The sequence below is a fragment of the Streptococcus mitis subsp. hohhotensis genome (assembly GCF_000722775.1).
In the GTDB taxonomy this organism is placed as follows: domain Bacteria; phylum Bacillota; class Bacilli; order Lactobacillales; family Streptococcaceae; genus Streptococcus; species Streptococcus carlssonii.
In genome coordinates this window covers 602,402-616,939 of record NZ_JPFZ01000009.1, presented here as the reverse complement: position 1 = coordinate 616,939, position 14,538 = coordinate 602,402, and the positions used below count along the sequence as shown (strand labels likewise).

The 14,538-nt window shown below is 40.7% G+C and carries 13 protein-coding genes and 1 other RNA gene; 8 read left to right on the top strand and 6 right to left on the bottom strand.

The window, feature by feature from the left end; translation table 11 throughout:
• Positions 1-87: 87 nt before the first annotated feature.
• Together SK608_RS05670 and rsmG are read right to left on the bottom strand one after the other, a co-directional pair.
• Positions 88-1,371: a uracil-xanthine permease family protein gene (locus SK608_RS05670; RefSeq protein ID WP_033677788.1), complete on the bottom strand. Its 1,284-nt coding sequence runs from the start codon at positions 1,369-1,371 to the stop codon at positions 88-90.
• 204 nt (positions 1,372-1,575) lie between these two features.
• Entirely contained in the window at positions 1,576-2,289 is a 714-nt protein-coding gene (rsmG, locus tag SK608_RS05665) for a 16S rRNA (guanine(527)-N(7))-methyltransferase RsmG (RefSeq protein ID WP_033677232.1), read from the bottom strand.
• 93 nt (positions 2,290-2,382) lie between these two features.
• On the opposite strand from rsmG, the gene SK608_RS05660 reads away from it, so the two are divergent.
• Both SK608_RS05660 and htpX read left to right on the top strand, forming a co-directional pair.
• Complete coding sequence (locus SK608_RS05660) at positions 2,383-2,943, top strand: LemA family protein (protein WP_033677231.1); 561 nt, start codon at positions 2,383-2,385, stop codon at positions 2,941-2,943.
• 1 nt (position 2,944) lies between these two features.
• Entirely contained in the window at positions 2,945-3,844 is a 900-nt protein-coding gene (gene htpX, locus SK608_RS05655; RefSeq protein ID WP_004260114.1) for a zinc metalloprotease HtpX, read from the top strand.
• Positions 3,845-4,399: 555 nt separating this feature from the next.
• Here the strand turns inward: htpX and rlmB are convergent.
• Positions 4,400-5,128, bottom strand: coding sequence for a 23S rRNA (guanosine(2251)-2'-O)-methyltransferase RlmB (rlmB, locus tag SK608_RS05650; RefSeq protein WP_000855758.1), 729 nt, complete (start codon positions 5,126-5,128; stop codon positions 4,400-4,402).
• A 43-nt stretch (positions 5,129-5,171) separates the two neighbouring features.
• The gene (gene def / locus SK608_RS05645; protein WP_033677228.1) at positions 5,172-5,783 is read right to left on the bottom strand and encodes a peptide deformylase; all 612 of its coding nucleotides are present in this window, start codon (positions 5,781-5,783) and stop codon (positions 5,172-5,174) included.
• Between the two features lie 174 nt (positions 5,784-5,957).
• On the opposite strand from def, the gene SK608_RS10720 reads away from it, so the two are divergent.
• The 4 genes from SK608_RS10720 (at position 5,958) to ssrA (ending at position 9,172) form a co-directional block, all read left to right on the top strand.
• The gene (locus SK608_RS10720; protein ID WP_082242423.1) at positions 5,958-7,277 is read left to right on the top strand and encodes a CapA family protein; all 1,320 of its coding nucleotides are present in this window, start codon (positions 5,958-5,960) and stop codon (positions 7,275-7,277) included.
• Between the two features lie 21 nt (positions 7,278-7,298).
• A complete protein-coding gene (locus SK608_RS05625) occupies positions 7,299-8,126 on the top strand; it encodes an HAD family hydrolase (RefSeq protein WP_033677226.1) in 828 nt (275 codons plus the stop codon).
• Between the two features lies 1 nt (position 8,127).
• The gene (locus SK608_RS05620) at positions 8,128-8,763 is read left to right on the top strand and encodes an SGNH/GDSL hydrolase family protein (protein ID WP_033677224.1); all 636 of its coding nucleotides are present in this window, start codon (positions 8,128-8,130) and stop codon (positions 8,761-8,763) included.
• Positions 8,764-8,824: 61 nt separating this feature from the next.
• Positions 8,825-9,172, top strand: a transfer-messenger RNA (tmRNA) gene (ssrA, locus tag SK608_RS10715).
• Positions 9,173-9,428: 256 nt separating this feature from the next.
• Here ssrA and SK608_RS05615 read toward each other — a convergent pair.
• Both SK608_RS05615 and SK608_RS05610 read right to left on the bottom strand, forming a co-directional pair.
• Positions 9,429-9,776, bottom strand: a complete 348-nt coding sequence (locus tag SK608_RS05615; protein WP_033677222.1) for a DUF6568 family protein — start codon at positions 9,774-9,776, stop codon at positions 9,429-9,431.
• A 110-nt stretch (positions 9,777-9,886) separates the two neighbouring features.
• Entirely contained in the window at positions 9,887-11,605 is a 1,719-nt protein-coding gene (locus SK608_RS05610) for a phospho-sugar mutase (RefSeq protein WP_033677220.1), read from the bottom strand.
• Positions 11,606-11,758: 153 nt separating this feature from the next.
• Between SK608_RS05610 and SK608_RS05605 the strand changes: the two genes are divergently transcribed.
• Both SK608_RS05605 and SK608_RS05600 read left to right on the top strand, forming a co-directional pair.
• Entirely contained in the window at positions 11,759-13,660 is a 1,902-nt protein-coding gene (locus tag SK608_RS05605; RefSeq protein WP_033677218.1) for an ABC-F family ATP-binding cassette domain-containing protein, read from the top strand.
• A gap of 2 nt (positions 13,661-13,662) precedes the next feature.
• Positions 13,663-14,526 carry an Rgg family transcriptional regulator gene (locus SK608_RS05600; RefSeq protein WP_033677786.1) on the top strand — a complete coding sequence of 288 codons (864 nt, stop codon included), beginning with the start codon at positions 13,663-13,665 and terminating at the stop codon, positions 14,524-14,526.
• The last annotated feature ends 12 nt before the right edge of the window (positions 14,527-14,538 follow it).

Sequence of the window (14,538 nt, the reverse complement as noted above, 5' to 3'; positions counted from 1 at the left end):
AAATCCTTTCAATAATTATTTGTGCAACTTTTTGGGGTTAGTAAAGAGAAGCTCGTTTTTGTTCATTCTCTTTCTGTGTCAAGTCTCTTAATCTTTATTTTCGTATGGCAAGATCAAGTTCAAGATGATTCCTGTCATGGCTGATAGGGCAGTACCTGAAAGGGTAACTGGACCAAGTTTAAGGATAGCTCCTCCAAGTCCAAGGACCAACATAGCACTTGCGATGATTAGGTTACGCATTTGAGCGAAATCAACACGTTCTTTAATCAAGACTTTCAAACCATTACTTGCGATAACTCCGTAGAGAAGGATTGACATACCACCAAGTACAGCATTTGGAATAGTTGAAATCAAGGCTGTAAATTTACCAAGGAAGCTAAGGGCAATCGCGATAAGGGCAGCGTTACGGATAACTGAGACAGAAGCGATACGAGTCATACCGATAACCCCTGTATTTTCTCCGTAAGTTGTATTTGCTGGTCCACCAAGGAAGGCAGAAACAGAAGTTGCGATACCGTCACCAAGAAGAGTACGGTGAAGACCTGGTTCTTTCAAGAATTGACGGCCACAGATTTGACCCAAAACAGTATGGTCACCGATATGTTCAGAAATTGTTACGATAGCGATTGGCAAAATAGCGATGGTTTCTGGACCAAAGTAAAGATTGTATTCTTTAAAGGCACCACCAGTGCTAAATGGCAAGTAGAAACCAGGAATTTCGAACCAGTTGGCTTTAAGAACTGGTGTAAAGTCAACCAAACCAAGAGTTAGTGCGAAGAGGTAACCACCGATAATGGCAAATAGGAATGGAATGATTCGTAGGAAGCCTTTTCCCTTTGTATTGATAAAGGCAGCAATCAAGAAAGTAACAACTGCTACAAGAGCATTTTTCCAGTTTCCATCAGCTACAAGACCAGCGTTGGTAACAGCTGAACCTGCAAGTCCAAGACCGATAACGATGATCATAGGTCCGATGATGATTGGTGGCAAGAGTTTATCAATCCATTTTGTACCTGCAAAACGAACACCAGCAGCCACAAGGACATAGACCAAACCAGTCAAGATAACCCCTGTTTGGGCAGCAGATACATCACCACCCATTTCTTTCATAGCAAGTGACATTGCTGTGATAAAGGCAAATGAAGAACCTAGATAAACTGGAACTTTAAAACCAGTTGAAATCATGTAGATGAGTGTCCCAACACCTGAAGCAAAAAGGGCAACAGATACAGGCATTCCCAAAATCAATGGTACCAAGATGGTCGCACCAAACATAGCGAAAACGTGTTGGAAACTAAGGAGAATTCCTTTGCCAGCCGAAGGACGTTGGTCAACGTCTAGTAACAAATCAACAGTTGATTCTTGTTTCATATAAACCTCACTTTTGGGCATCAAAAAAGAGCCCATTATTTTACAGCAATAGGCCCTCAGAGTAAGACTTCTCTAAAATCTAGACTTTAAAGAGTTTTAAATATTTCTGCGTCTTCGTCACCTCACGGGATGACATTAAAAACCTTTGCTTTTGATAGTATAGCAAAAATTACAAACTTTGTAAATATTTTTTTACTAAAAAGATTAAAGCGGGCGTTTATTGGGCATGCCAGCCTTACGTGGATATTTATTTGGCGTTTCTTTTTTCTTTTCTACCACTGTGATGTAGCGCGGATCTCCATTAGGTAGAGCGTAGCTGAGATTGTCTTCGACCTTACTAAAAAGGAGGTTGAGGGCATTCTTAGCTTCTAATAATTCCTCAGGGGCATTGCTGGCCTTGAGTGCCAATAGTTTTCCGCCAACTTGCAGGTAAGGAATTGTCAATTCAGATAAAACCTGCATGCGAGCAACCGCACGAGCTGTTACAAAATCATATTGAGCACGGAAGTTCTTGTCTTGGGCCAAGTCTTCTGCACGTCCATGGTAGAAATGAACACCGTCTAAATCCAGTTCTTGAGCCAAAAGTTGGAGGAAGTTGATGCGCTTATTGAGTGAATCAATGATAGTTACATCTAGCTGAGGATAGAGAATTTTCATCGGCAGACTAGGAAATCCTGCCCCAGCCCCGATATCAAGCAGTTTGATAGTTTCATTGGGAATCAAGCCTTGCAGAATAGGTGCAATCGAATCATAAAAATGTTTGAGATAAACTTCTTCTTTATCTGTAATAGCTGTCAAATTAATCTTTTCATTCCACTCGACCAAGAGCTCAAAATAACGATCAAATTGTTTTTTTTGCTGGTCCGAAAGTGGAAGATTTTGCTCGGCAAGCAGGTTGTAAAATGTTTCTGGTTTCATAGTTATTTCCTTCTTTAGTATCATCTTATTTTACCACAATCATTAAAAATTTGATATACTGGTACTAATCTAAAAGTAGAAAGGACTTATATAATGACTTGGATTATTCTTGGAGTTTTGGCTCTTGTTGTTATTTTTGTGATTGTTAGCTATAACGGTTTGGTTAAGAATCGTATGCAAACAAAGGAGGCTTGGAGTCAGATTGATGTTCAGTTGAAACGTCGAAATGATCTCTTGCCAAACTTGATTGAGACTGTAAAAGGTTATGCTAAATATGAAGGTTCTACCCTTGAAAAGGTGGCAGAACTACGTAACCAAGTGGCGGCAGCGACTTCACCAGCAGAAGCTATGAAAGCTAGTGATGCCCTCACTCGTCAGGTTTCAGGTATTTTTGCAGTTGCAGAAAGCTATCCAGATTTGAAAGCTAGTGCCAACTTTGTTAAATTGCAAGAGGAGTTGACAAACACAGAAAATAAAATTTCTTACTCTCGTCAACTCTACAACAGTGTTGTCAGCAACTACAATGTAAAATTAGAAACTTTCCCAAGCAATATTATCGCTGGAATGTTTGGATTTAAAGCAGCAGATTTCCTTCAAACTCCAGAAGAGGAAAAGGTAGTACCTAAAGTTGATTTTAGCGGTTTAGGTGACTAAGATGTTGTTTGATCAAATTGCAAGCAATAAACGAAAAACGTGGATTTTGTTGCTGGTATTTTTCCTACTCTTAGCTCTTGTTGGCTATGCGGTTGGTTACCTCTTTATGCGGTCTGGGATTGGTGGTTTGGTTATCGCACTGATTATCGGCTTTATCTATGCCTTGTCCATGATTTTTCAATCGACAGAGATTGTCATGTCCATGAATGGAGCGCGTGAGGTTGATGAACAAACGGCACCAGACCTCTACCATGTAGTAGAAGATATGGCTATGGTCGCTCAGATTCCTATGCCCCGTGTTTTCATCATTGATGATCCAGCCTTAAATGCCTTTGCGACAGGTTCTAACCCTCAAAATGCGGCTGTTGCTGCTACGTCAGGTCTCCTAGCTATCATGAATCGTGAAGAACTAGAAGCTGTTATGGGACATGAAGTCAGTCATATTCGTAATTACGATATCCGCATTTCGACTATTGCTGTTGCCCTGGCCAGTGCTATCACTATGCTTTCTAGTATGGCAGGTCGTATGATGTGGTGGGGTGGTGCAGGTCGCAGACGAAGTGACGATGACCGAGATGGAAATGGCTTAGAAATCATTATGCTCGTGGTTTCACTACTAGCTATTGTTCTGGCACCTCTCGCTGCAACCTTAGTGCAACTAGCTATTTCTCGTCAGAGGGAATTCCTAGCTGATGCTTCCAGTGTTGAGTTGACGCGCAATCCTCAAGGGATGATAAATGCTCTACGTAAGTTAGACAATAGTAAACCTATGAGTCGTCCTGTAGATGATGCCAGCAGTGCACTTTATATCAATGATCCCAAGAAAGGTGGAGGATTCCAAAAACTCTTTTATACCCACCCACCTATCTCAGAGCGGATTGAGCGTTTGAAACATATGTAATACTCTTCGAAAATCTCTTCAAACCGCGTCAACGTCGCCTTGCCGTGTATATGTTACTGACCTTCGTCAGTTCTATCTACAACCTCAAAGCAGTGCTTTGAGCAACCTACAGCTAGTTTCCTAGTTTGCTCTTTGATTTTCATTGAGTATAAAAATGTGACTATACAATCTTAAAAAATGAGCATTCTCGTAGTTGGAGATGCTCATTTTCTTATATAAGGAACTCAAAAATCAATTTGTTACGATACAACTTAGAATTTCTTTAGGCAACTTCGTTCAGAACACATGATATATTGAAGAAAAAATCTGGAATCTATGCAAAATGTAAGATGGCAACTGATCTCGTTTTTCGCAAATTAGAGAATATTTTTGGTGAGCTCAGAGTGTGTGTTAGAGACAACTAGACCAGCATAGTAGAGCTTGAATTCATTTTCACGAGCATGGATTTTACAAATCAGCTATTCAAAAACCACACAGTTGTTTTCAGCTTGATTGTGAGTAAAACTGAAATCACTGAGCGGTTTTATTTAGAATCTGGTTTTTGTCCAGCCTCTTTTATAGGCGATTTCGGAAAACTTCGTACATGAGAATGGCTGCAGCAACACTGGCATTGAGACTTTGAACATGTCCATTCATGGGAATGGTAATCATTTCATCAACCTGTTTTTTGATGTTGCTAGAGATGCCTTTTCCTTCATTTCCGATGATGAGGGCGATTTTCCCTTTTGTATTCCACTTATGGCAAGGAGTCCCATTCATATCTGTTCCAAAGGTCCAGAAGCCTTCATCCTTGAGTTTGTCTAGAGTTTGGCTTAGGTTGGTCACTCGGGCAATCGGAACGTGTTCAATAGCACCTGTGGCCGTTTTGGCAACGACAGGAGTAACTCCGACAGCACGGTGCTTGGGAATGATGACACCTGAAACATTGGTCGCATCGGCTGTTCTCAGTATGGAGCCTAGGTTATGAGGATCAGTTAAGCCATCCAGAATCAATAGAAGTGGATTTTCTTCTTGGCGTGTTTTTGCTAGGATGTGTTCTAATTCGCTATAGGCAAATTCGGACACTCGTAGAACAAAACCTTGGTGAACAGCACCTTCAGTCATCTCAGAGAGGGATTTTTTTGAAGTCCAAGAAATGGACACCTTCTTTTCTGTAGCCAGTTCCTTGACTTTCTCAACATTCTTACCTCGGAGATCTTCTTGGAGGTAGAGTTTGTTTCCAGTATTTGCAAGTAGGGCTTCGGTAACGGCGTGAACGCCATAGACAATATCATTTGTTTTCATGCCTCTATTATAACACAAAACCCCGTCTTGCAACGGGATTTTTTTATTCCAGAATCAGTAAACCATCTTTAACTTCAAATGGGTCTTTTTCATTGATACGATCGTAAAACATGATACCGTTGATGTGGTCAATTTCATGCTGAACAACGATGGAGTTGTAGCCTTTGAGCTTGATACGGTGTTTTTCTCCATCCTTGTCAAAGTAGTCAACAGTAACGCGAGCATGGCGAACAACATAGCCAGGCACGTTGCGGTCAACAGACAGACAACCTTCTCCTTCACCAAGAGCAGCGTCTTGAACCGAGTGAGAGACGATTTTGGGATTGTACATAATGACTTGCAAGTCGTAGGCTTCCTGTGGAGTTTCGCCTTCTTCAACAATATTAGGCACCAAAACAGCGATAATGCGTTTTGAGATATCTAACTGGGGAGCAGCCAGTCCAACACCACCTCGGAGTCCCATTTTTTCAGCCATGACAGGATCTTGGGAATGTTTGAGGAATTGCATCATCTTTTCGCCAAGAATGATTTCCTGGTCAGACAAGGGGAAAGTAACTTCCTCAGCAACTGCGCGAAGAGTCGGATTCCCCTCGCGGATAATATCGTTCATATCAATTAAGTGAGCAGCTTTTGTAATACGTTCTATAGCAGACATTTTCTCTCCTTTCATTACCTCTACATGATATCACAAAATGACAAGGATTGAAAGCATTACGGCATCGAGCTTTTATAGAAAATGCCTTTTAGGTTCGATTCAATTGTGAAAGAAATACTTATCTGTGTTATAATAAAAAGAAAAGGCTTGCATTAGAAAGTAGGGAGAATGAAGATGCAAAGAAGACAAGATAGACATAAACGTGGACCAGTTTTTCGATTTGTGAAAGGTTTGGTTAACTTTTTTAGACGTTATCGTAAGTGGAGTAACAAGGGATTTGTGGCGGTACTCTTGCTAGCAGTTGCTTTATCAATGGGCTTGGTTTTGTTGTTTGAAAGCTTCCAAGGCATGCCTATGACCAGTCAAAAACGAGATACTATTTCTCAAGAAGGAACTAAGAAAAAGTCTCAGGAGCAGGAAGAGGAAAAAACTGCTAGAATTATGGCTCATGGTGATTTGCTTTATCATGATATTCTTTACTTTTCAGCAAAAAAAGATGATGGAACGTATGATTTTCATGAGAATTTTGAGTATGTTACTCCTTGGCTTAAGCAAGCAGACTTAGCTATTGGTGACTTTGAAGGAACCATTAATAAGGATCATTATTTAGCGGGTTATCCTCTCTTTAATGCTCCTGTTGAAGTTATGGATGCCATTAAGGATGCAGGTTATCATGTTCTAGATTTGGCTCATAATCATATTTTGGATTCGCAAATTGAGGGGGTTATTTCAACGGCCGATATTATTGAGAAGGCTGGAATCACTCCAATCGGAGTTTATACGCACGAGCCACGTGATCAGGCTCCGCTGGTCATTAAGGAAGTGAATGGTATCAAGGTTGCACTTTTGGCTTATTCTTATGGATTTAATGGAATTGAGCAAAATATTTCTCAAGAGGATTATAATCACTATCTTTCAGATTTAGATGAAAATAAAATGAAGTCTGAAATTGAACGGGCGGAAAAGGAAGCAGATATCACTATTATCATGCCACAAATGGGTGTTGAGTATCGCATAGAACCGACTGAAGAGCAAAAAGCTCTTTATCACAAGATGATTGATTGGGGAGCAGATATTATCTTTGGAGGGCATCCACACGTAGTTGAACCGTCTGAAATTGTTGAAAAAGATGGGGACAAGAAACTCATTATCTATTCAATGGGGAACTTCATTTCCAATCAACGAATTGAGACCATGCAAGGGGTAGAAAATGCTAAGTGGACTGAACGTGGCGTTCTCATGGACGTGACCATTAAGAAGAAGGATGGAAAAACAACTATCGGAACAGCTAAAGCTCATCCTACTTGGGTCAATCGAACACCAAAGGGAACCTTTTCACCAGAAGGCTATCCTTTATATCATTATCAAACCTATATCTTGGAAGATTTCATAGAGGGTGGCAGTCATCGTGATCAATTAGATGAAGCGACTAAGGAACGAATTGATACAGCCTACAAAGAAATGAACGAACATGTGGGATTGAAGTGGGATTAGCTTGAATCCAGAGGAAAGTAAATGACTATTAAGGTAATTGCGACAGATATGGATGGGACCTTGCTGGATGCTAGAGGCCAGCTTGATCTTACACGCTTGGAAAAGATTTTAGATCAGTTGGATCAAAGGGGTATTCGTTTTGTCATCGCGACTGGGAATGAAATTCACCGCATGAGGCAACTACTGGAGCACTTGGTCGATCGAGTGGTTCTGGTTGTTGCAAACGGTGCTCGTATGTTTGAAAACAATGAACTGATTCAGGCTCAGACTTGGGATGATGCCATTGTCGATAAGGCTTTGGCTCATTTCAAGGGTCGAGAGTGTCAGGATCAGTTTGTTGTGACGGCTATGAAGGGTGGTTTCGTCAAGGAAGGTACGATTTTCACAGACCTTGAAAGTTTTATGACTCCAGAAATGATTGAAAAATTCTACCAACGGATGCAGTTTGTGGATGAGTTAACATCTGACCTTTTTGGAGGTGTGCTCAAGATGAGTATGGTTGTTGGTGAAGAGCGTTTGAGTTCGGTTTTGGAAGAAATCAATGACCTCTTTGATGGCCGTGTTCGTGCTGTATCCAGTGGCTATGGTTGCATTGATATCCTTCAAGCTGGAATTCATAAAGCATGGGGCTTGGAAGAATTACTCAAGCGCTGGGACTTGAAAGCCCAACAAATCATGGCTTTTGGTGACAGTGAAAATGATGTTGAAATGCTTGAAATGGCTGGAATTGCCTATGCGATGGAAAATGCTGATGAGAAAGCCAAAGCTGTGGCTACTGCTCTTGCGCCAGCCAATAGCCAAGGAGGAGTTTATCAAGTCTTGGAAAATTGGTTAGAAAAAGGAGAATGAAGTGGCAGTACAGTTATTAGAAAATTGGCTCCTAAAGGAACAAGAAAAAATCCAAACCAAGTATCGTCACTTAAATCAGGTTTCTGTTGTAGAGCCAGACATTATTTTTATTGGGGATTCCATTGTCGAATACTACCCTCTGCAGGAATTATTTGGGACTTCAAAAACGATTGTCAATCGAGGAATTCGTGGTTATCAGACTAGCTTGTTACGAGAGAACCTTGATGCTCATCTATATGGTGGGGCGGTAGATAAAATTGTCCTTCTGATTGGAACAAATGATATCGGAAAGGATGTGCCTGTGAATGATGCTCTCAATAATCTCGAAGCTATCATACAGTCTATTGCTCGCGATTATCCATTGGCTGAGATTAAATTACTTTCTATTTTGCCAGTCAATGAGGGAGAGGAGTACAAGCAGACAGTCTATATCCGCACAAATGAAAAAATTCAGGAGTGGAATCAAGCCTATCAAGATCTTGCTTCTGCCTATATGCAGGTAGAATTTGTGCCAGTTTTTGATAGTTTGACAGACCAGGCAGGCCAACTCAAAAAAGATTATACAACTGATGGGTTGCACCTTAGTGTTACTGGTTATCAGGTTTTGACCAAAGCTTTGAAAGACCATCTTTTTTAGTTAGTTGATTTCCCTTTTGCATTTTTTAGTTAGATAAGGTATAATGGTTTTATTGTCTTTTGGGGTCGTTACGGATTCGACAGGCATTATGAGGCATATTTTGCGACTCGTGTGGCGACGTAAACGCTCAGTTAAATATAACTGCAAAAAATAACACTTCTTACGCTCTAGCTGCCTAAAAACCAGCAGGCGTGACCCGATTTGGATTGCTCGTGTTCAATGACAGGTCTTATTATTAGCGAGATACGATCAAGTCTTGTCTAGTGGCTTGATAAGAGATTGATAGACTCGCAGTTTCTAGGCTTGAGTTATGTGTCGAGGGGCTGTTAAACTAATACATAACCTATGGTTGTAGACAAATATGTTGGCAGGTGTTTGGACGTGGGTTCGACTCCCACCGGCTCCATTATTCCTTTGCATTCTTTTGCATTCCTTGGTAAAACGTTGTTAAATCAACGTTTTTTATTTTTATCTTTAGTATTCCTTGGTATTCTTTTGTAAAAAAGGGAGTCACAAACAGACCCTAAAGCAGACCCTGTTTTTAAAAAAGGGATACAAAAAAGGATACAACATTTTTGTAGTATCCTAAAAATCTATGTACTTCACAAAGCGTTCTTCGGCTCCATTATGCGTTTTTGTGATTTTAAAACTTGTTAGCTGATTTTTTACAATCCAGCGAAATCTTTGATTTCTTGTGCTGACATTGAAGAGTCACAACGAACACTGATTTGTCCACCTGCAATGTGAATAAATCCTGGTACAGTTGGGATTCCGTAGCGTGAACGGAATTCTTGTAACTCATTGAGTTGGCTTGCTTCTTCACTATTGATGAAGTAGATGTGAGCTTTGGTTTCAGCTACGACACCTGCTAAAGTACCTGCAAATTTACGGCAGTAAGGGCAAGTTTTGCGACCGATAAAGAAGGTTGCAGTTTCTTTTTTATCAAGAGCTTCTTGCGCACGCGCAACTGTAGTGACTTCAAGGTCTTTGATATTATCTAAAAATTGTTCCATGAGATTACCTCGCTTTCATTGATATGTCTAGTATGCCATAAAGTTTCTAAAATTGCTTAGATTTGATACGAAAAAAAGATGAGATTGGTTTTCTCATCTTTTATAGGTGTTTATTTTACAAAAGCATTGATTTCTGCTTCGATGTTAGCAATTTTAGCTTGTGATTCTTCGTTGGTTTCACCTACAACTGCAATGTAGAACTTGATTTTTGGTTCTGTCCCTGAAGGGCGAACGGCAATCCAAGAACCGTCAGCAAGTGTATATTTCAAAACATCACTTGGAGGAGTTGTTAAGTTTGTAACAGTACCGTCAGCAGCAGTAGCAGTTTGTGCCTTGAAGTCTTCTACGATAGTGATAGCTGTTGCGTTCCATTCTTTTGGAGCATTGTTACGGAATTTAGCCATAATCGCTTTGATTTGTTCAGCACCATCGACACCTGAAAGGGTAACAGAGATTGTCTTTTCTGCATAGTAGCCGTACTCTTTGTAGATTTCTTCGATACCGTCAGCAAGTGTCAAACCGCGTGAACGGTAGTAGGCAGCAAGTTCAGCAACGACAAGAACAGCTTGGATAGCGTCTTTATCACGTACGAATGGTTTAATCAAGTAACCGAAGCTTTCTTCAAATCCCATCATGTAAGTGTGATTGTGTCTTTCTTCGAATTCTTGGATTTTTTCAGCGATAAATTTGAAACCTGTCAAGACGTTGAACATAGTTGCGCCGTAGCTTTCAGCAATCTTCGTTACCAAGTCAGTTGAAACAATAGATTTGCAGAGCGCTGCATTTTCAGGAAGAGTTCCAGCGTTTTTGTGGGCTTCTAAGATGTATTTAGCCATGATGGCACCGATTTGGTTCCCTGATAGGTTGAGGTAGCTACCATCTTTTTGAAGAACTTCAACACCAACACGGTCAGCATCAGGGTCAGTTGCGACAAGAACGTCTGCACCAACTTGACGACCAAGTTCTTCAGCAAGGGCAAAGGCTGCTTGGCTTTCTGGGTTTGGAGATTTTACAGTTGAGAAGTCTGGGTCAGCAGTTGCTTGCGCTTCAACGACTTGAACAGAGTCAAATCCTGCTTGGGCAAGAGCACGACGAGCCAACATTTCACCAGTACCATGAAGTGGTGTGTAGACAATCTTCATGTCTTTACCGAATTCTTCAATCAAGGCTGGGTTGATGTTCACATCTTTGACTTCTTTGAGGTATTCTACATCGACAGCTTCTCCGATAACTTCAATCAAGCCAGAAGCTTTTTCAGCTTCCACATCAGCAACTTCAACTGCAAATGGGTTTTCGATTGCACGGATATAAGTAGTCAAAGCGTCTGCGTCGTGTGGAGGCATTTGTCCACCGTCTTCACCGTAAACCTTGTACCCGTTAAATGGTGCAGGGTTGTGGCTGGCTGTGACCATGATACCCGCGAAACAGTTGAGGTGACGAACTGCAAATGATAGTTCTGGAGTTGGACGAAGGCTTTCAAATACATAAGATTTGATACCGTGTTTAGCAAGAACTGCCGCAGATTCAAAGGCAAACTCAGGTGAGAAGTGACGGCTGTCGTAGGCAATTGCTACACCGCGTTCTTTTTCGTTTCCACCTTTTGACTCAATCAAACGAGCCAAACCTTCAGTAGCTTGACGAACAACGTAGATGTTGATACGGTTTGTACCAGCACCAATCAAGCCACGCATACCTGCAGTACCAAATTCAAGATTTGTATAGAAGGCATCTTCCTTTGTTTTTTCGTCCATATTTTCCAAATCTTGACTAAGGTAGTCAGGAAGCTCCGCAAAATCAACCCATTTCTGGTAATTTTCTTGGTAAGACATTAAAATTCTCCTTTTTGTAAATTGTTTTAACCGTTCACATTATAGCACTTTTTAGCGTTTTAGTAAAACGGTAGCATAATTTTCAGAAAAGTAGTGACATATGCCTGTTTATCAAGTCTTGAATGCCTTAGGGAAACATGCTATACTACTTGTATGATTATTTTACAAGCTAATAAAATTGAACGTTCTTTTGCAGGAGAAGTTCTTTTTGATAATATCAACCTGCAGGTTGATGAACGAGATCGGATTGCTCTTGTTGGGAAAAATGGTGCAGGTAAGTCTACTCTTTTAAAGATTTTGGTTGGAGAAGAGGAGCCAACTAGTGGAGAAATCAATAAGAAAAAAGATATTTCTCTATCTTACCTAGCCCAAGATAGCCGTTTTGAGTCTGAAAATACCATCTACGATGAAATGCTTTATGTCTTTGATGACTTGCGTCGGACTGAGAAACAACTTCGTCAGATGGAGCTGGAGATGGGTGAAAAGTCTGGTGAGGACTTGAATAAGCTGATGTCAGATTACGACCGCTTATCTGAGAATTTTCGCCAAGCAGGTGGCTTTACCTATGAAGCTGATATTCGAGCGATTTTAAATGGATTCAAGTTTGACGAATCTATGTGGCAGATGAAAATTGCCGAGCTTTCAGGTGGTCAAAATACTCGCTTGGCTCTAGCCAAAATGCTACTTGAAAAGCCCAATCTCTTGGTCTTGGACGAGCCAACCAACCACTTGGATATTGAAACTATTGCCTGGCTAGAGAATTACTTGGTAAACTATAGCGGTGCCCTCATTATTGTTAGCCATGACCGTTATTTCTTAGATAAGGTTGCGACAATTACGCTAGATTTGACCAAGCATTCCTTGGATCGTTACGTTGGCAATTACTCTCGTTTTGTCGAGTTGAAGGAGCAAAAACTAGCTACTGAGGCAAAAAATTATGAAAAGCAACAGAAGGAGATCGCTGCTCTGGAAGACTTTGTCAATCGCAATCTAGTCCGTGCTTCAACGACCAAACGTGCCCAATCTCGTCGTAAACAACTAGAAAAAATGGAGCGTTTGGACAAGCCTGAAGCTGGTAAGAAATCTGCCAACATGACCTTCCAGTCTGAGAAAACGTCGGGCAATGTTGTTTTGACTGTTGAAAATGCAGCTATTGGCTATGATGGGGAAGTCCTGTCACAACCGATTAACCTAGACCTTCGTAAGATGAATGCTGTCGCTATCGTCGGTCCAAATGGTATTGGAAAATCAACCTTTATCAAGTCTATAGTAGACCAGATTCCTTTTATCAAGGGTGAAAAGCGATTTGGCGCTAATGTTGAGGTTGGTTACTATGACCAAACCCAAAGCAAGCTGACACCAAGTAATACTGTACTGGATGAACTCTGGAATGATTTTAAACTGACACCAGAAGTTGAAATCCGTAGCCGTCTTGGTGCCTTCCTTTTCTCAGGAGATGATGTTAAAAAATCAGTCGGCATGCTGTCTGGTGGCGAGAAAGCGCGTTTGCTTTTGGCTAAACTGTCTATGGAAAACAACAACTTTTTGATTCTGGATGAGCCAACCAACCACTTGGATATTGATAGCAAGGAAGTGTTGGAAAATACCTTGATTGACTTCGATGGAACTCTTCTATTCGTCAGCCACGACCGTTACTTTATCAATCGTGTAGCAACTCATGTACTGGAATTGTCTGAGAATGGCTCGACTCTCTACTTGGGAGATTACGACTACTATGTTGAGAAGAAAGCAGAAATAGAAATGAGCCAGACTGAGGAAGCTTCAACTAGCAATCAAGTAAAAGAATCAAGTCCAGTCAATGACTATCAGGCCCAGAAAGAAAGCCAAAAAGAAGTCCGCAAGCTCATGAGACAAATAGAAAGTCTAGAAGCTGAAATTGAAGAGTTAGAAAGTCAAAGTCAAGCCATTTCTGAACAAATGTTGGAAACAAACGATGCCGGCAAACTCATGGAATTGCAGGCTGAGTTAGACAAAATCAGCCATCGTCAGGAAGAAGCCATGCTTGAATGGGAAGAATTATCAGAGCAGGTGTAAAGATGGAACATCTTGGAAAAGTATTTCGTGAATTTCGGACAAGTGGAAATTATTCCTTAAAGGAGGCGGCAGGAGAGTCTTGCTCTACCTCTCAGTTATCTCGCTTTGAGCTTGGGGAGTCTGATCTAGCAGTCTCGCGTTTCTTTGAGATTTTGGACAACATTCATGTAACAATCGAAAATTTCATGGATAAGGCTAGGAATTTTCACAATCATGAACATGTTGCCATGATGGGACAAATTATTCCGCTTTACTACTCAAATGATATTGCAGGTTTTCAAAAACTTCAAAGAGAACAACTTGAAAAGGCTAAGAGTTCGACCAATCCTCTCTATTTTGAGCTGAACTGGATTTTGTTGCAAGGTCTGATTTGTCAAAGAGATTCGAGTTATCATATGAAGAAGGATGATTTGGATAAGGTAGCAGATTATCTCTTCAAAACAGAAGAATGGACCATGTATGAGTTGATTCTTTTTGGAAACCTCTATAGTTTCTACGATGTGGATTATGTCACTCGGATTGGTAGAGAAGTTATGGAGAGGGAGGAATTTTACCAAGAGATTGGTCGCCATAAGAGATTGGTTTTGATTTTGGCCCTCAATTGTTATCAGCATTGTTTAGAGCATCTTTCTTTTGACAATGCAAGCTATTTTGAGGCTTATACAGAGAAGATTATTGGTAAAAACATTAGTCTGTATGAACGAAATATTTTACATTACTTAAAAGGTTTTGCCTTGTACCAAAAAGGAAAGTGTAAAGAAGGTTGTAGCCAGATGCAAGAGGCCATGCATATTTTTGACGTGCTAGATCTCCCAGAGCAGGTAGCCTATTATCAGGAACACTACGAAAAATTTGTCAAAGATTAATTTTCCCAAATA